General features: G+C 57.1%; 11 protein-coding genes, 1 tRNA gene and 1 pseudogene. 8 read left to right on the forward strand and 5 right to left on the reverse strand.

The window, feature by feature from the left end; genetic code table 11:
- Positions 1–700 precede the first annotated feature (700 nt).
- Positions 701–1,984 (forward strand): exodeoxyribonuclease VII large subunit, encoded by a 1,284-nt coding sequence (gene xseA / locus BBOH_RS04125; protein ID WP_033521730.1) that lies wholly within the window; start codon positions 701–703, stop codon positions 1,982–1,984.
- A gap of 54 nt (positions 1,985–2,038) precedes the next feature.
- Positions 2,039–2,350, forward strand: a complete 312-nt coding sequence (locus BBOH_RS04130; RefSeq protein ID WP_033521728.1) for an exodeoxyribonuclease VII small subunit — start codon at positions 2,039–2,041, stop codon at positions 2,348–2,350.
- 90 nt (positions 2,351–2,440) lie between these two features.
- Here the strand turns inward: BBOH_RS04130 and BBOH_RS04135 are convergent, their stop codons facing one another.
- From BBOH_RS04135 to BBOH_RS04155, 5 genes are all read right to left on the reverse strand, one after another.
- On the reverse strand, positions 2,441–2,644 hold the full coding sequence (locus BBOH_RS04135; protein ID WP_033521726.1) for a hypothetical protein: 204 nt from the start codon (positions 2,642–2,644) through the stop codon (positions 2,441–2,443).
- A gap of 184 nt (positions 2,645–2,828) precedes the next feature.
- The gene (locus BBOH_RS04140) at positions 2,829–3,911 is read right to left on the reverse strand and encodes an endonuclease/exonuclease/phosphatase family protein (protein ID WP_081930326.1); all 1,083 of its coding nucleotides are present in this window, start codon (positions 3,909–3,911) and stop codon (positions 2,829–2,831) included.
- A gap of 162 nt (positions 3,912–4,073) precedes the next feature.
- Entirely contained in the window at positions 4,074–4,823 is a 750-nt protein-coding gene (locus BBOH_RS04145; RefSeq protein ID WP_143242438.1) for a hypothetical protein, read from the reverse strand.
- A gap of 183 nt (positions 4,824–5,006) precedes the next feature.
- A tRNA-Arg gene (locus BBOH_RS04150) sits at positions 5,007–5,079 on the reverse strand.
- 65 nt (positions 5,080–5,144) lie between these two features.
- Positions 5,145–5,639 (reverse strand): very short patch repair endonuclease, encoded by a 495-nt coding sequence (locus tag BBOH_RS04155; RefSeq protein ID WP_074428550.1) that lies wholly within the window; start codon positions 5,637–5,639, stop codon positions 5,145–5,147.
- A gap of 138 nt (positions 5,640–5,777) precedes the next feature.
- Between BBOH_RS04155 and BBOH_RS04160 the strand changes: the two genes are divergently transcribed.
- The 6 genes and pseudogenes from BBOH_RS04160 to BBOH_RS04185 all read left to right on the forward strand — a co-directional run bounded on the left by BBOH_RS04160 (position 5,778) and on the right by BBOH_RS04185 (position 19,605).
- Positions 5,778–6,830: a Gfo/Idh/MocA family protein gene (locus tag BBOH_RS04160; RefSeq protein ID WP_033521722.1), complete on the forward strand. Its 1,053-nt coding sequence runs from the start codon at positions 5,778–5,780 to the stop codon at positions 6,828–6,830.
- Between the two features lie 175 nt (positions 6,831–7,005).
- Positions 7,006–7,425, forward strand: coding sequence for a (deoxy)nucleoside triphosphate pyrophosphohydrolase (locus tag BBOH_RS04165; protein WP_033521720.1), 420 nt, complete (start codon positions 7,006–7,008; stop codon positions 7,423–7,425).
- A pseudogene (locus BBOH_RS09545) lies at positions 7,418–10,570 on the forward strand (DEAD/DEAH box helicase). Before BBOH_RS04165 ends, BBOH_RS09545 begins: the two are co-directional and overlap by 8 nt.
- A gap of 154 nt (positions 10,571–10,724) precedes the next feature.
- Entirely contained in the window at positions 10,725–12,122 is a 1,398-nt protein-coding gene (locus BBOH_RS04175; RefSeq protein WP_033521718.1) for a serine/threonine-protein kinase, read from the forward strand.
- 29 nt (positions 12,123–12,151) lie between these two features.
- Positions 12,152–18,217, forward strand: a complete 6,066-nt coding sequence (locus BBOH_RS04180; protein WP_052118201.1) for an Ig-like domain-containing protein — start codon at positions 12,152–12,154, stop codon at positions 18,215–18,217.
- Positions 18,190–19,605, forward strand: coding sequence for an AAA family ATPase (locus tag BBOH_RS04185; protein WP_044098126.1), 1,416 nt, complete (start codon positions 18,190–18,192; stop codon positions 19,603–19,605). Before BBOH_RS04180 ends, BBOH_RS04185 begins: the two co-directional genes overlap by 28 nt.

Consider the following 19,605-nt stretch of genomic DNA (forward strand, 5'->3'; position numbering starts at 1 on the left):
GCCACGCCACATCTCCTACGTCACAGCGGATCAGATGCTATCCGGACTCCACACGCCACTAGAAGTGCCACCCTTGCCGCTGTTGGACTGTATGCGCAGATGAATCGTCGGCTTACCCCATTCATAGGCATACTGCGAAATCAGACCCGATTGGTTGGCCCTTAAATAGGCTGTGGATGAATGAACATCATCATTGTGGTACCCCAAGGCCCAGGCCCGAATAACACCGTCCCCAACCCTGACGGAATCAGTCCTGATATAGGCGGATGACGCATTCCACTTCGTCCGATTCGGCGTATCCTGCGTGTTCCAGCCGGCTAACCGTACGCTTCATCCACTGTCACTGCTATTATTGGCCATGGCAGGGGTCGCGAAGCAGAACAACGATGCCGCAGCAGCCACCACAGCGATGCCTTTTCTCTTGAGACTCATCATCATTGATCGACCTCCTCATCTCATGAAGCTCGCCTCGAGGAATTCGAACCTACACAACTTTGTATAAAAGCTTCACGCCTTATCCTACATGATGGGATTCGCAGGGTCAAGTCCATCATCAACAGCCATACAACCTCCTGCCACTGACCAGATCGAGCGGACCAAAGCAGCCCACTGAGAGCAATGCCGTCTTTGGAAGCCCCGTCGCCCTCGCAATTTCATCGTACATCCTATAATAATCAGACTGGCAGGTATTGTTGTGGGTATGGATTTCGGACAACAGACTTTGAGCACGCAGACGCAGGACGGACCAAGACCGCTTGACCAGCTGCCGCAGTTGGCACGCGACACCACCGCGGAAAACCCGTGGCCGGTGAGCGTGGTCAGTCAGAAGTACCATGATGCCGTCTCGCGCTGGCCGGCTTCGTGGGTTGAAGGGCAGATCGTCGAAATCAACATGCGCCGCGCGACTTCGGGCTATATCACCCTGCGCGACAGCTTTGAGGACATCTCCATTTCGGTGATGGGCTTTCGCAATTTCGTCAGTCTCGCCAGGAACTTCCATCAGGGCGACCGCGTGGTGATCCACGGACGGCCGGATGTGTGGATAAAGGCCACACGCCTGAGCTTCGTGGCCGACGACATACGCCGCATCGGCGCCGGGGATCTCAAGGCACAGATTGACGAACTGCGCAAGAAGCTCAAGGGCGAGGGGCTTTTCGACCAGGAGAATAAGGTGCCGCTACCGGAGTTTCCCGCCTGCATCGGGCTGATCTGCGCACCGCAGGCACGGGCGGAGGGCGACGTCATCACGAACGTGAATCTGCGTTGGCCGGCCGTCGACTTCAAGGTGGTGCATGCCCACGTCCAAGGCTCGCAATGCCCTTCCGACGTAATCGCCGCAATCAACAAGCTCGACGCCGACCCCGACGTGGACGTGATTATCGTGGCGCGTGGCGGCGGCAGTTTCGAGGATCTCATCGGATTCTCCGACGAAGGCGTGGTGCGTGCCACGGCCGCCTGCGCAACCCCGATCATTTCGGCCGTAGGTCACGAGGACGATTGGACGCTGATCGACTTGGCGGCCGATCTGCGCGCCTCCACCCCCACTGACGCGGCGAAGAAGGTCGTGCCCGATATCCGTGAGCAATGGCAACTCATCGAAAACGCCTGGGGGCAGATTCAGATGCGCGTAAGCACGAAACTGCAGAGCGAGGAGCAGCTCATCGAGGGGTATGCGAATCGACCAAGCCTGACCCACCCCGAAACGATGCTCGAACCCCACGAACGCTTTGTCGCCGATGCCGAACAACGTATGCGACTGGGACTTACACGCATTGTCGACGACGCTGGACTCACGGTTGAGAAACTGCATGCCACGCTCACGGCCCTGAGCCCGCAGTCAACGCTGGATCGGGGCTACGCCGTGGTGCAAGGCGCCGACGGTCATGTCATTGACGACGCATCCGCGCTTAGCGTCGGGGATCGGCTGACGGTGACGCTCAAGCACGGAGAAGTCGTTTCGAACGTCACGGAAATCGAACAATAACCAGCAAACGAGAACACACAATATAATTTGAAGTTTCCAGGAAAGGACCGCAGCATGAGCGACAAGACCAATAACGAAACCGGCAACGAAAACGACATCGCAGCTTCCAGCTTGACCGATAAGGAGCGCGACGAAATCGCACAACTGCCATACGAGCAGGCTCGCGACCGCCTTATCAAGGCCGTTCAGGCACTGGAAGCCGGCGGTTTGAGCCTCGACCAGTCGATGCGTCAGTGGGAAATCGGAGAAGCTCTGGCCAAGCGCGCACAAAGCCTGCTCGCCGACGTACGCGCCAAGTTGGAAAACGCCCAGGCCCAACAGGAATCGACGGCCGCCACGGCAGGAACGCAGTCGAATCTCGAGTGACGACGAATAACGCAAAAATCGCCGCACTGAAACAATGCGGGGTTCCGGCCGACTACGGTCAGAATCCCGCATTGAGTTCATTGAGGGTATTTACTTGTTAAAATACTTCTCAACGACTTGCTCAACCGTTTCGCCATTGAGTTCGGCAGCTTCGCTCTCAGCCTGGAACAAGTCACTGAGCATCATATCAGCCTGCTCAAGATTCAAGTCAACACCATTCTCCTTGGCAACCTCAATCACTTCGGAAATCGTAGTGACCTTCCTAAGCTTATCAGCCAACGCCTTTACATCCATGTGTACACTCCTATCGTGAACATCAAATAGAATCTACTTACATCATCCATTTTAGTCGTTTGCCATCACAAACCGCAGCAGAAATTAGCATACGGCGTTTATGGCGAAATGTCAGGGTTCTTGACGACACAGCAACTTGAACCACGACGACATTATCGGACACAACCAGTCCAGGCGTGCGCCATCAAGTCTCAGACACCGCAATCGTGGCCAAAAGCGCGGCATGATCCGAACCTTCAAGCGGAACCGAACGCACCTGCCCTACCATGAGCCCTTGATCGACCAACACATGATCAATGCCCACCACGCGGGGCACATACGCTATGTTGTCCGGCCACGTCCAAACGAAACCATGCCCGGAGGCCATGGCGGCATCCTGAAAACGGGTTCCCAAGATATTGCGGAACGCCGTGTGATCGGTGGTCGCATTGAAATCGCCCATCAACACCATGCGTCTATCGGTTTTCGAGCGCATCATCGCCACTTCGTCAAGCGACCGACGCCAACGACCCCACCGTCCCGGCTTGGGCGAAGTCGTGTGAACGGACACGAAACGCAGGGAAGTACGCCCCCCATCAAAGGCGATGGAACCACCTGGCATGAACGATGCCGACGAGTCAACATCATCATCAGAAGGCGAATCGATGGGCGAGGCGGCGAACAGGCCGTTGCCATACTTGCCGTCGGACGAGGCAACTTGAGAATACGGCAGATACTGGTCGATGCCGGCCGCTTCTAAAGCGCGAATGAAACCGGGCGTCGTCTCCTGCAATGCCAGAACCTCCACCCGTTCGTCGCGGACAAGGTCAACAATTGACTGCGGATCGGCACGACCCTTATACACATTCGCCGTCATCACACGGGCATACGAATCCGATTTGTCGGAATGAGGCCGAGCTTCGGCTTCAAGCGCGGACTGCGGAAGACTCTGCGACGGGGTCACATATGGCGCCTGCCACCAACACTGCAATGCGATGCTCAATAAGGCGACCAGCGCGGCGAACCATCTCCTCGACGCCAAGGACAACAGGAGACCGACAACGGCCACCAACACGAACCAGACGGTGAACGCGGCGACAATGGGCACATAAGGCAATGATTGCAATTCCTCGGGCAGCACCCTCGAAAGCGTGCCAATCAGCGCCAACACCACGCACAACCAGGCCAAAAGACCGAGAATCACGCGCAGGAAACCCGATTGGCTTCTGCTCTTTTCACGTTTCTTGCCTCGGTTCTTCTTACGAGACTTGGCAGTGCCTTTGCCCATGAATCCTCCCGGGTCGGCTATGTGATTGAGTTGATTGAGTTGATTGCAGCCGTGTCTGCTACAACGAAACCGACAACAGGTGCACTACGCACCGCAACAGAACGATGCCGCCATAGACGGCGACATCCACCGCGGTGCCTACCCCAACTGCCCTACTGGCAATCAGGGCATCCGAGTGCCCTTGAAATATAGATAATTGACGAAATCACGCGGATACTTCGTGCCGGATTGCACATTGGCAAACATGAGCACCGCCTCGCGAGGCAGTCTCCTTTCGCCCCATACTATTGAATTCGCAAGGCGAAGTCCCCTGGCTCCGGCCGGATCGTCAGCCTGGCGACCATTTTTATCAAGCAATGCCCCCTGCTTCGCCAACGTTACAAGCTCGTCATGGTCAAGCACCTCGCCAGGAGCACTCACCAGTCCTCGCCTGACGAGCTGGACGAACGTCTTGCGATCGGCCACCATCATATTGATCTGCCCGGCTGAAACGCGCGCGAGAATCTGCGGGGAACTATCGCCATATCCTCCGGAAATATCCGCGGAAGCGTTGACTTCAACCAATCTGTCATCCCATATATGCTCATGCCGAGCGAAATCACGACCCAGAGCTTTTAACCCCTCAGCATCCCGAGTCATGCCGAAACCTTGGATCGCGAACACCGGATCCGGCGGCTTGGTGACGTACGTGACCACCACGGCCGCCACCACGCCAATCGTAACGACGACGGCCACCAAACCAAGCAAAAAATGCTCGACGAAAAACATCCAACGTTGCCGGCCATGCAACCCTCGCAACGTCGTCCACATGGACTGCTCAGCATAAACGTTGGGCGCGGCAAGACCTGCGACCGCAGCTTTCTGATCGGCGCTCAAAGCAACGTCGTGATTGGCCTCATCCGACCTTTTCATACCCGCCCGATCGACCATCATCACCTCCGCTCACCTTGATCTACGCTACGGAGAATCAGCGTATACAAACTATTGCGGCCCGACCGCCGAAGCGGCTTAAAACCAACCAATTCGCCACACCAGGCCGCATATGGCGCGAACGAGCCGCATGCTGCCATGCGACCCGGATGGGTAAAGGAAGCGTGCCCGGAATCAGATTCGAACTGACGACACCCGCTTTAGGAGAGCGGTGCTCTATCCCCTGAGCTACCCGGGCAACAAACCACATTGTACACGGCGGCCCCGCCAGTACACACCGAAGCGGTCTCGACCGAGAATCGCCTATTGTTCGACGATTTCACGATACAGGCTTTCAAGCGTTGCCTCGCGCACTGTTTTTTCGAGTTCGCACTCCCACACCACGATGACCTTCCAGCCCTCCGCTTCAAGTTGCGCGCGCTGCCGTACATCACGATCGTGATTGCGTGTGAGTTTCCGTGTCCAAAAATCAACATTCGACTTAGGAATCGAACACTTTTTGCACCCTTCGTGCATATGCCAGAAACAGCCGTTGACGAATACCATCGTGTGCCATTTGGGCAGCACCACGTCCGGATGACCCGGGTATCGCTTGTCGTTCTTGCGGAAACGCAGCCCGCGCGAGAACAGATAGCTGCGGACCATCACTTCAATCGCGGTGTCCTTGCCACGAATACGGGACATGGTGTAGCTACGGGTGCCGCGCGCGTACTTCTCGGGCTTGTCGGTTTTTGAACGTTTGCGGGGTTTCGATGACTTGGACGACTTCGACGGACCGTCGGTCAACACGGATTGCATATCAGGCACGCCCTATTATCGTGATCCCCACTCGACATATTCACACTCGACGCGCGGCCGTCCGCAAGCCGTCGACACTTAGACACCTTCGGCTAAACTGGTTTACAGCAGGAACACACGCGATACATGGAGGTATGCATGAGCAGGCTGAACGGAAATCGGGCCAAAGCCGAACGTGAGGGGCTTAAGGTAAACGTGGCGATTCTCGGCGCGGGACGCATCGCGCATTCCATGGCGAAGACGCTGCTGGCGATGTCCAACGACGATCGGTATAAGAACCTGATCGCCCCTTATGCGGTCGCCGCACGGGACGGCCAGCGCGCCGCTGAATTCGCCAAGCAGTACGGTTTTCCCGTCTCTTACGGTTCTTATGACGAATTGATGAATGACCCGAATGTGGATCTCGTCTACATCGCAACCCCGCACAGTCTGCACGCCGAACAGGGCATCGGGTGCCTCAAAGCAGGAAAGAACGTTCTCGTGGAAAAGTCGTTCACCGCCAATACCGCGCAAGCAGAGGACCTTCTGCGGGTGGCGAACGAAACCGGGCTGACCTGCACCGAGGCCATCTGGCCTCGCTACATGCCTTCACGCAAACTCATCGACGACGTGATCGCCTCCGGGCAGATAGGCGAGGTGAAGGCGGCCTCGGCCAACCTAGGCTATGCGGTAATCGGCAAACCTCGGATGCTTGACCCGAATCTGGCCGGCGGTGCGCTGCTCGACGTGGGCGTCTACCCGCTCAATTTCCTTGATATGGCTCTGACCGACACCAGCGACCGCACCATTGACCGCATCGAAACCTCAATGCTACCTTACGAAACCGGGGTTGACGCCCAAAGCTCCACCACCATGTTTTATGACGATGGCGTAATGGCGATGGCTTCCAGCTCAATGCTGGCCACAAGCGACCGCACGGGTGTGGTATGGGGCACCGAAGGATACCTGATGTGCCAAAACGTCAACAATCCCGAAAGCCTTGACATCTATGACACCGAGCACCAACTCAAGGGCCGCATCGACATTCCGGCGCAGCTGACCGGCTACGAGTACGAGGTTGCGAGCGCCGCGAACGCCGTGTTGGACGGCCGCATCGAATGCCCGGAGATGCCGCACGCCGACACTCTGAAGATCATGCGTCTGATGGACCGGCTCCGGGCCGCTTGGGGACTGAAGTATCCGTTCGAATAGACGCATCGCCTAGTGATGATGCACAACGGCCGGATCGCATGGTTTTGTCAATACGACACCATATGATTCCGGCCGTTGTCGTCCAAATATTGCCGTGCCACACTCTCTCAACCGTGTTCCATCCACGTTCGAGGTATCCTGGGACCGTCAATCTCTTTAACTGAAATGTGGAAGCATGGAAGCAACACCCCTCCAAGTGGTAGGAGCCGCGATTGTGCGCGACGACGCCGTTCTTTGCGCACAACGTGGTCCTTCAAGAACATTATCCGGATACTGGGAATTTCCAGGCGGAAAAATTGAAACCGGTGAGACGCCGCAGGAGGCGTTGAGGCGAGAAATACGGGAGGAAATACACTGTGAAATCGCGGTAGGACCTAGAGTGTGCTCAACCCTACAACACTATGATTTCGGCACCATCAATCTCACCACGTTCCTATGCACTTTGATCGGTGGCACCCCGCAACTGACCGAGCACACGCAGTTGAAATGGATCCAACGCAGCAGGCTTTCCGCTTTGCGTTGGGCACCGGCAGACATGGAGACAGCACGACATCTGATCAGCACGAACCGGCCGGAGGGAAACGACAATGACTGAAACCGAGTCAAGCCCCAAACGAGATTTACTACTCGAAGCCATCACCTCAGGGTTCGTTTCAGGCAATCCGAATGCTGATAACTTGCTTATTCCGATGCTCATAGCAAATCGTGACGGCCTGACTATGGAGGAAGCCCTTAAGTCCGAGCTGAAACAATGCAAAAGTTTCGACATGTCCGTGGCTTTTATAGGCAACGAAGAACTGAAATGCCTCAAGCAGTACTTTCTTAACTTCGATCGGCGCAATTTACGCCGATCCGGCCGTATCATCACTTCGACCTACAACTTTTTCAACACCCCCGACGCGTTTCGTACGCTGCTGCAGATCCAAGAGAACGCGAATATCAAGGTATATATCTGGCAGGCGGATGAACCAAACCATAGTTCCTCATCCATCGCCAACTACCGGTACCACCCCAAAGGATATGTCTTTCGGCATCAAGACGGCGAAGGCACGGAGCTGGATTCGACATACATCGGCAGCTCGAACCTCACTTCGACCGCACTCAGAGAGAACAAGGAGTGGAATCTCAAGGTCTCATCGAGAACCAACAGTGGTTTGGCACAGCAAGTCAATGGTGAGATCGACCATCAAATCCAGGAGTCCGTTCGCCTTGACGGCGATTGGTTGAAGCGGTATGAAGAACAGTACGAACGTTACGCGCCCAAACGCCCCACGACACCGATTCAAAGTAACGATCAACCGATCAGGCCGAACTCAATGCAGACAGAAGCGCTGATGAACCTGGTAAGCCTTTGAAAAGCCGGTGAGCATCAGGCCATCATCATTTCTGCCACAGGAACAGGTAAAACGTATCTTTCCGCTTTTGACGTGAGGCAATGCCACCCCAAACGCATGCTGTACGTCGCACAACAACAGCAAATTCTGACAAAATCAATGGAATCATACCAGAAGGTTCTTGGTTGCGGAAAGGAGGATCTCGGCCTGCTGACCGGCAACAGCAAGCAGGGCGACCGCAAATATGTTTTCGCCACGGTGCAGACCCTCGCTACGAGCCTGGACCAATTTACTCCTGACAGCTTTGACTACATCCTCATCGACGAAGCCCATCATTCGGCGGCCGACTCATACCGGCAAGTGCTCGACCATTTCAAGCCCAATTTCCTGCTCGGAATGACAGCGACACCTGAGCGAACGGACAACGCTGATATATTCAATCTTTTCGGTAATAACATTGCATACAATATTCGTCTTCAGCAGGCACTCCAAGAGGACATGCTATGCCCATTCCACTATTACGGTGTACACGAGTATATAAAGGACATACCGAATCAGTATGCGGTAGGACAGGTCAATGAGCGGTTCGATGTGACGAAAGAGGACAAACACGAAGCTTTGAATGCCTGGATTCAACGGCTGATCGATCCTCAAAGAGTCCAATATATCATTGATATGTTGCAAAGTCACGAAGATCTCTCGGTACCGGTATGCGGGTTGGTGTTCTGCAGTCGGCAGGAAGAGGCCAGCAAGCTCTCCGTTTTGTTCAACGCCCGATATAACCAACAGGCCGAACGACCTTATCGCACCGTCGCGGTAACAAGCGACAACGCCAGTGACCGCGATCAATCAATTAAACTGCTTGAACAAGGCAGGCTTGACTACATTTTCACGGTTGATTTATTTAATGAAGGCGTCGACATTCCCTGCCTCAACCAAATAGTCATGCTCCGCCAGACCAAATCAAGCATTATCTTCACCCAGCAGCTCGGACGCGGCTTGCGCAAAGCCCCGAACAAAGACTCGGTGACGGTTATCGATTTCATTGGCAATTACGCGAACAATTACCTCATCCCCATAGCACTCTATGGCAATAGTGGAGACAGGGACGTGGTTCGTAAGAATCTTCAGCAACAATCAATCGGACTTTCATCGGTGAGTTTCGATCAGATTGCAGAGCAGCACGTACTTGACTCAATAGACTCAGCCGATCTATCAGCGATGCAATTACTTGCGAAGCAATACCGACAGTTGCGCAATGAACTCAAGCGCATCCCGATGCTCATGGATTTCGTCAAAATTGATGCATCCCTTACATACACCCTGGCAAACAAGAAGGACAGTTACTTGGAATTTGTCCGTTCACGAGAACGGAGTCTTTCACCGGCCGGCAGCGCCGACAAAACGAACCCCATAACACTTCACCCCACTGATTCACGGGAAAACGGTGCTTTGAAAATGGTTACCGCAACACTATTGCGCGGGTTAAGACCACATGAACTGGTTATTTTAGCATACCTTTGTGCAATACCGACTCCGAAACCGGAAGTAAGCACGATCGAACATGAGATTTTGCCGTATGAAGGCCCGCAGACACCGGTAACCATGAACATTGAGGAACTAAAGGCGACCTTGGCGTCATCATTCCCGCAATCGTATATCAGCAACAAGCAATGTTCGCAAGCGTTTCATGTACTAGATCTGACATACTTCACCGCTAAGAACCAAGAACGATTCGGCGGTGCGCCATTGATCCAGAAAACCAAAGATGATTCATGGACCCTGACCGACTGGCTTTCAAAGGCGCTGCGTTCAAACCCGACATTCGCGACTTTCTTTGCGGATACCGTACAAACCGGACTAGTCAACTGTCGACGGCGATACCAGCAAACAGATAATTCCGATAACGGACAAAACCGTGGGTTCATCTACGGTGAGAAATATAGCATCTTCGACATCATGCTTCTTTGTGGCTGGGAAAACGAACAGGTGCCGCAAAACGTTGGCGGTTACAGATTGGACACAGACACCAACTCGCTTCCCATTCTCATAAAATATGAAAACAGCCAATACGGAGACCGTTTCCTGAGCACCGGCGAAATAGAATGGTTCAGCAAAAATCAAAGAACCCTGAAATCGAACGAATATCTTTGGCTACTCGATAACGCAGAATCAGAGAACTGGCCAGACGCACATTTTGTGCCCATTTTTATCCGACGAAAACAAGAGCAACGCGAAACCACCTATTATTACGTCGGCAAAGCCGACGCGATCAGCAACGTGCACCCCGATCATAATCTGGACGACAACGGCAAGGAGCTCAACGTGGTCATTTCGACCCTCCACCTCGACAAACCCGTCGATCCGCAGCTGTTCCATCATCTGACGGGCCGATCCGCATTATAGGTTCCAAATTGCCTCATCACGGTCCTGGACAACCAAGCAACATCGGTTCAGATGCATAGTGCGACAGATCGCGAATCTGACGTATCATGTTATTAATTGTCGGTGAAGGAAAGAAGAGGCCAACCATAGTGATGCCGGCCAGAAAGAGGCCAAAATGCCACCAGTTATCCCCGGCTGCGACTATCTGCGCTTGTTAGGCTCCGGTTCCACTGCGGACGTTTACCTGTATCACCAGCATACACCGAATCGCGATGTGGCCGTCAAAGTCGGCAAGCAGCAGACCGGACACGATCCGAACACGGCATTCGCCAACGAAGCGGACATAATGGCCTCGCTTTCGACCCACCCTTACATTCTGTCGATCTACGGTTTCGGATTTACCGTCGACGACCTGCCATACCTGATTTTGGAATACGCTCCCCACGGCTCCTACAAGGAAATCATGCTGGCCCGGACCATGGATGCCCGCCAGACCATCGACCTTGGAATCAAATTGGCCGGAGCACTCGAGACGGCACACCGCCACGGCATCATTCACCGTGATATCAAACCCGCCAACATTCTGGTGACGTCACAAGGACTGCCCGCCCTTTCCGATTTCGGCATCGCGACCAGCGTCTATGACGCCAAGACGCAAACCGGCTTTTCCGTTCCATGGGCGCCGCCGGAAGTGCTCACCGGGGAGGGCGGAGGCGACGAGGCCGCCGACATCTACTCACTGGCCACCTCGCTGTATGCGCTGCTGGTAGGAAAGTCGCCATTCGAATACTGGTTCCAGCCGCACACTTCCAGTCAGCTGGCGCATCATATTGTTGAGGATCGGCTGCCGAAACTCGATCCTTCCATAGCCCCGAAGCAACTCGATAGTGTGCTCCGTAAGGCCATGTCGAAAGAACCTTCCGAACGATACGCTTCCGCCTTGAAATTCGCCAGGGCGTTGCAGGCGGTGCAGCAGGAGTGTTTCGGAACCATGACGCCTCTTGTCGCGGAGGACGCCGAACCACTACCCGCCAGAAGCGGAAATCGATCCGCGAACGTGGCCCTGCCGGCTTCAAGCGAACGGACCCGCATCAATCGTTCCGAAAAGCCGCTGCTCATCGCCCTGGCTGCCGTGGCAGCAATCGCCGTTGTAGTCGCCGCTTTTGCCTTCATTGTCGGGCCGAACATGGATGCCGGCAGGACAAAGCACGGCACGCATGTTGGATACTCCGACACCCCATCCCCGGAGGAACGACGCAGCGAGGATAAAGAGGACACCGCTCAAACCAGTCAGACCGTACCCTCCCCGACCGAACTGAGCGGACATGAGCAAGGTTCGATCGCCACATTCACCTGGCGTAACCCCAATCCAAAACCCGGAGACACCTACGCTTGGTCCACACTGACAGACGGCTCCCCGGCACCCGGACAGACCTCTGTCGCCAACGAAACCAGCGTCGACGTGCCAGTCGACCCGGGTAGCACGCAGACCTGCATCCAAGTAAGCATCATCCGCAAAGACGGCCGAATGTCGAATACTCCTGCGACCGCCTGCGCCGTGAACAAAGACTGATTTTGAAAAGCAGAAAGCACACAACGATCATGATCAAGAAGCGCGACGGCGAGTCCGCCCCCAGTCAGGCAAACCATCGGAGTCGCTCCATTCGTTCGGCGTTCATGCGCCTCAATTCGCAATCCACGCGCACTTGGCTCACACCGGTGCTAACGCTTCTTCTGCTCTTGGGAATAGTCGCCGGAGCCATTATCGTCAGCACCCTGACCCGCGCACATGTTCAGCTTGACAACGGCACCGTATGGGTCACCTCACTCAAAGACCGCAAAGCCGCACGCTTCAACGTCAAACTCAGTCAGGCCGACGGCGGCGTATCATCCAGCGACGCGACGTTCGATGTCGCCCAGCACAGCGATGACACCGTGCTCACCGGGGGCACGAAAGCCCAATCCATCCTGGCTTCAACGCTGGGCGTACACGGCAAAAGCGAGATCAAAGGCTCGACGTCAACCCTCGTCGGCGGCGATACCACGGCTTTCATCAACGAGAAAACCGGAAATGTGTGGGTGGGCGCCTCCAATAACCTCGATTCAATCGCGCCAACGACTGCGAACCCGCAAATGAGGCTCGGCGCCGGCGGCAAAATCGCCGTAACACACGACGGCGCGGTTTACGGATATAGGCCCGACGACGGCATGGTGCTCAAGATCGACGACGCGCAGTCCGCCGCGCACGAGCTCGGATCCGTGACCGACGGCAGACACGTGAACGCCGAAAGCTTCACCGTCATCGGCAATCGGCCGGTGGTTGCCTCCAAAGGCGAGATCATGTGGAACGGGGGCGGCGCGAAGGTCGATGCACGGGGCACACTTGTACTGCAGGCACCCCCCACGGATGATGCCCAACAAGGATGGGTTGCGGCGAGCGCCAAAAACGCCTTGTTCACCGTCGATTTCAAGCATGGCGGCAAGACGTCCGAGTTCGCCACCCACGGTACGGCGGACCCGGCGCAGCCGGTTTCTTCAAAAGGATGCCTGCATGCGGCATGGTCTCAAGCCGCACATAACTATATTCGGGTGTGCTCGGCGTCCGGCGCCCAGGAAGCCGAATCTGATGAACCAGCGCAGTTCCAATCATTGCAATCCGTACTGCCGACCTCGCAACTGACCTTCCGCACCAACCACCGGCTTGTGGTGCTCAACGACGTGACCAACGGCAATGTGTGGAATCCGGATCAGTCCACCAAGGTCATCAAAATTCAGTGGCGGCAGATCCGGACCAAGAAAATCGTGTCGAAGCAGCATGAAAGCGATTCGGCCAACAACCAGACCCAGTTCAAACCCAACTGCTCGGCGAAGTCCGGTGCCATCAAGGCCGAGGATGATTCGTTCGGCTCACGTGTGGGCAGCGAGCAGATCCTCGATGTCCTGCGCAACGACGAGCAGACCGACTGCTCGGTGTTGCACATCTCCAAAATCGGCCCGGTGTCCGGCGGCGGCATCACCGTCGCCCCCATTTACGCGGGCCGTTACCTGCAACTCGACACGACCGGAGCGAAGCCGGGCAAGACCAGTTTCACATACGAAATCAACGACGGCCGAGGCCAGACCAGCCAGGCGACAGTCACATTGAATCTGGCAGGCAGCGGCACCAATCAAGCCCCGGCTCAGGTCGACACCCCTCCGGAATATTCCGTGGAACAGGGGGCGAACTTCACCGTCAACGCCTTAGGCTCGTTTGCCGACCCGGAGGGCGATCCGATGACGCTGGTTTCCGCAGCCCCTCAAAACGACAGTCAAGTGGCGGTTTCCACGCGCGCCGACGGCCAACTCGTATTCAATACCGGTTCCCTTGCGGGCGGACGAGTCGGCATCGAACTGACCGTTTCCGACGGACAGGCGACCGGCACAGGGGTTATTTATTTCTCCGTGCGCCCGACCAACACGCTACCCGCCCTAATCGATCCGGTGACGCGCACCACCGCACCCGACACATCCACAACGGTCAAACTCAAACAATTCGTGCATGGAACCAGCGCCCAGCCCGCCACTCTTTCCTCGGTCTCCGCGCCTGCGGGCACCTCGACCTCGACCAACGCCACGGACCTGTCCTTCACCTTCAAAGCGTCGGATCCGGGCACCTATTACGTTCCATATGTCATCAGCCAAGGCAGTATCGAAGCGCAGGGACTGGCACGTATCGAAGTGCAGCCGGTGACCGACCAGTCAGCCAGACCCGTGGCCGCGAACGATGTGGCATTGATCGGCGCCGATCGCACGGCCATCGTCGAACCTCTTGAGAACGACACAGACCCGATGGGAGGCGTCCTGTCGATCACTTCGGTCAACGCAGACCCAAGGTTGGGCATCAAGACCGGACTGGTGGCGCACAAGCGCGTATACATGACCGCAAGGCAGATTCCCACCAGGCCCGTCACCGTGAGCTACACCGTGGCAAACGCCTCCGGCAGCACTCGCGGCACGATAGTATTGCAACCGCCGGCTTTGACGAGCACGAACGCCGCGCCGAAAGCCGGCAACGTGGAGGCAAACGTACGCACCGGCGGTATCGTCTCCGTCGACGCGCTCGACCACGTATCCCACGCAGACGGCACGACCGTCAAGCTGCAGAACGACTTGCAATACAACAAGAAGACCTTCAAAGGCCTGGCCTTCGTTTCCGGCGACGATGTGCGCTACCAGGCCTCCGACACCCCAGGGGTATACCCCATCACCTATACCGTGCGGGACAACGTGGGCAACGCGGCATCCGGCACCATCACCGTCACCGTGCACGCCAAGGACGGCGCGACCAAGGCGCCCCCTACCCCGCAGGACGTCCAGGCGCAGGTGGCCGCCGGCCAGAAGGTCCGCATTCCGATTACCCTCACCGGCATCGACCCGGACGGCGACGACGACACCCTCCTTGGCCTTGGAAACAAGGCTCCCAGGCTCGGGCGCATTGAAGAGGTGGGCGCCAACTACATCGTCTATGAGGCATACAACGATTCGGCCGGCACCGATACCTTCTCCTATGCGGTCGAGGATTGGACCGGACAGCGCGCACAGGCCCAGATTCGCGTGGGCGTATTCAAAGGCACTTCGGACTCGGGCGTCTACGCTCGTGACGACCAGGTGACGCTGCGCCCGAACACCGAGGCCACGGTGCCTGTTGCCCAGAATGACATATCCAGCGACAACACCGACCTGAAGATCTCTTCCGAGTTGGAGACGCAAGGCATCAACGGCGCCCACGTCCAAGACAACATGGTCCATTTCAAAACTCCTTCGCAACCCGGTACCGCATACGTCATCTATACCGTCCAGGATAAGGCGGGGCTGACCGATACGGCGACCTTGACCGTCGTGACCGACACGAATGCGCCAATCGAACCGCCCACGGCCTACGACTACCGTGTTCCCTCGGCAGCGACGATCGACAAAAAGTCGGTGGACGTCGATTTGTCGCAATGGATCGCCAACCCGTCGGGCACCACTCAGGAGCTCAGGCTCGGCATCGACCCCTCGGCACAGAACCACGCGCACGTCAAGGGCGGCAAGGACTCCACAACCGTGAGCGTGGAGCTGACCGACGAGGCTCGCAGCGTGCCATACACGGTGACGAACACGACCTATCACATCACCTCCACGGCCTTCGTCCAAGTGCCCGCCTATGGGGTGTTCGCACCGACGCTGCGCCCGAAGGCGCCCCCCATCAAAGTGAACGCCAAACGCAGCGTCACCATCAATATCGCCGATTATGTGCGCGTAGGCGCCGGCAAGACGGCTTACGTCGAGAAGGACTCGGTTTCCGCGACAAAAAGCGCCGACTCCGACTGCTTCGTCAACGATCAGACGCTGAAGTTCACCGCCCCGCGCGACTATGCCGGACCGGCCTCCATCACCTTCACGGCCACCGACGCCAAACGCAACGACAGGGTCGACAAGAACGGCTCCAAACAGGCGAAAATCATCAATTCGGCCGTATTGACATTGCCCATCACCGTCATCGGCCGCAATGTGCCGCCGCCCACTTTCTCCGCCCCCACGATCAACGTGGCCGCCGGCGAGGGCGCCAAGACGATCGATCTGAAAGCCCTAACCCACGCGCCCGGCGACCTCGACGCCGATGAGATGGACTATACCTACTCGGGCGGCGAGGTGTCCGGCCCGGTCACCACCCACCTGACCGCTGGCGGCAAGCTGACCGTAGAGGCGGCCACGGATGCCGCGGTCGGTTCGGTCACCAGCATCCCCATCTCGATCAAGTATTCCAACGGCGCCGTTTCGGCGGGATTGACGGCGCAGGTGACGCAATCCACCAGACCGCTGGCGCAAGTCCAGCCGGTGCACAAGCAGATCAAGGCCGGTTCCAGCGAAACGGTTGACATACTCGACGGCGCCTTCAACCCGTTCCCCGGCAAGACTTTGACGGTGACGGACTGCAAGGCCGACGACTCCGTCAAACTCAAGGTGGAGTGCGGCAGGTCCGGCTCAATCACCATTCGAGCCGGCGAGGGTATTGGAGCCTCCTCCAATACAGTAGTCGTGAACATCCAGGATGCCACCAAGACCCGCGAGCGCCAGGTTTCGGGCACCATCACCCTTTCGGTCATCGACAGGCCGGCCGCGCCGTTGCTCGCGCCGTATTCCAGCATCAAACCGCAGGACGGCATGATCACCCTGTCGTGGACGCCAGGTACCGCAAACGGCAGTCCTATCACCGATTATCAAGTGGACTACGGGTCCGGCAACAAGTCGTGCGGGGCCGTGACCACCTGCGACATCGGCGGACTGACGAACGGCAAGACCTACACCTTCACCGTAAAGGCGAAGAACGAGGTGGGCTGGTCAAAGGCATCGAACTCCGTGAACGGTATGCCCGACAAGGTGCCTCCCGCCCCCAACGACGTCAAGGTCAAAGCCGGATACCATACCGTGACGGTCAGCTGGGGCATGCCCCAATACGACGGCACGCCTGTCAGGGACTTCCGCATATCCACCAATGGCGGCAATTACGTATCGACAGGGAGCACGGCAGGCAGCAGGACCTACACCCTTAGCGACGACGAAATCAACGATGGTTCATCATTCAGCGCAAGCGTCGAAGCCGAAAACGGTGCCGGCGTCGGTTCCCCAAGCAGTTCGGCCAGCGACGTGCCGTGGGGCAATCCGGACAGGCCCGGGCTGTCGCTGAAACAGGATGACGACGACCACATGACCGCAACCGTCACCAAACCTTCGAATATGCGCAATGCCGGATGCGCAAGCATCACATTGAGTGGCGACGTCACCGGAAACCTTTCGTGTCCGGACGGGGGTCCGAGGCAGTTCGACATCCCCGAAGCAAAGTATGGTGGCACCGTGGAGGTCAACGTCACCTTCACGCCGAACAAGTCGGGGTCCGTCCCGAGCTCCGACCATGCCTCGTTGGCGGTACGCTACAGCGTTCCGGAACCCACAAACGTGAATCTGACCGGACCGGACGCGAACGGCATCTGCACGTTGAAATGGAACGGACAGGGACGGCACGACGGATTCGAAGTCGATGGACGTGCCTACGGCAAGGGAACGAGCCATTGGGATTATCAAATCGGTCCGTGGCAGTCCTGCGGCGCCAGGACCGTGAAGCAAAAGCACAAGACCAACTTAAGTAACGGAGTGACCGTTTCCGATTCGAACGTGTTTAAGAAGCCTGCGGAAATCAGCTCTTCCATAACGGTTCAATGGCAGGATCACAACCATGTTGCCTTATCCGGCGGCGGCGTCGAGAATTGGGGCATCGGCAAGATTCAGCTTCATCTGTGGTCCGGGTCGCAAGAAAGGACCTACGATTGGCAACCCACCGGCGCATATGACGTCCAGGATCTGCCCGATACCGGACCTTACATGTGGCAAGTTACAGTAAAAGGCGACGACCCTGCGATCAACGCAACAGGACAAAAGAACAACGTCCAAGGCGCGCGAGGACCCAGCGCACTGGGTCTTTCGCCGTTTTCCCTACCGTTCGACATACCCGTGCGCTCATTCCACGATGCATTGCACGCATCGACCACCGCAACGGACATACGAACCAAAGCCCCGCGTACCGAACGATCCACATATCATCACAACCACCAACCTCCATTATGGGAAACAGCAAAGGAGAACCTATGAGCCAGCAGAACACCGACCCGATCGACGACGAGACACGGCTGTCCGATGCGACCAGACTGTCAGACACAACGTTTACGACCGGGCCGGAGAACGGAAGCGATTCATCGAAGGCAGGCGGCTTCGCGATCCCGACGCCACCAGAACGTCCCGAAGACCACGACGGGGTTCAAGCTTCCGGTTTCGCAACGACGGATCCGCATCAATTCAACACCACCCAATCAGAAGACGTTGATGCCACGGTGCTAAGGCGCTCGACCATCGCGCAATCCAAGACCGCGACGTCACCGACCCCAACCACGACAGCGCCCCTGCCGGATATGACATACAACACCAGCAGCGTCCGGCAAGCCGGTCCTCAATTCTCGGCGAATACGGCCAATCGGTCCAGCCAGACCCCATACAACGCCCCGACCTCATCCATGATGACGGCCCCAACCCAGAGCGTGGTTGACTTTCAACGTGCGTTCCACATCCTGACCGACAACATCTCCAAAGTCGTGGTCGGCAAGCCCATGCCCATCAAACTGTGCGCCACTGCGCTGATGGTCGGAGGACACGTACTGTTGGAGGACAACCCCGGCACCGGCAAAACGCAGCTCGCCCGCGGTCTGGCCAACTCCATCGACACCCCCTTCAAACGTATTCAGTTCACGCCGGACCTCCTGCCCAGCGACGTGGTGGGCGTGACCTTCTACGACCAGAAGTCCGGCGAGTTCAGGTTCCGGCGCGGACCGGTGTTCGCCTCCATCGTGCTTGCCGACGAAATTAACCGGGCCTCGCCGAAGACGCAGTCGGCCCTGCTTGAGGTGATGGAGGAGCAGAAGGTGACCGTGGATGGCAACACGTACGCAATGCCCCAACCGTTCATCGTCATCGCCACGCAGAATCCGCTCGAGCAGCTCGGTACTTACAAACTGCCCGAAGCCCAGATGGATCGGTTCCTGCTCAAGACCTCGCTGGGCGCACCCAGTCGTGACGTGTCCATCGACATCCTCAAGCAGATCGACGTGACCGATCGTGCGGAAACCGTTTCTGCGGTGATGACCGGCGACAATATTCTGCAGCTGCGCAAGACGGCCGGCGACGTGCACGTGGACGAACGGATCCTGGAATACATCGAGCTGTTGGTGGAGGCCACCCGTAGCTCCGAGAAGCTCAAGGTGGGCTCCTCGATGCGTGGAGCTCTTGCATTGACTCGTTGCGCCCGCATCTGGGCCGCAGCGGATGGGCGTGGCTATGTGATTCCGGACGACGTGCGGGACCTTGCAGTCGCAGTGCTTGCACACCGCGTCACCCTGAGCGCAGAAACCGCATTCAAAGGCGAGACCACCGAAGAAGTCATCGGTCAGATTCTTGAAACCGTGCCCATACCGAGCATCGGCGCGTGA

Origin of the sequence: Bifidobacterium bohemicum DSM 22767 (assembly GCF_000741525.1) — a bacterium.
GTDB lineage: Bacteria > Actinomycetota > Actinomycetes > Actinomycetales > Bifidobacteriaceae > Bifidobacterium > Bifidobacterium bohemicum.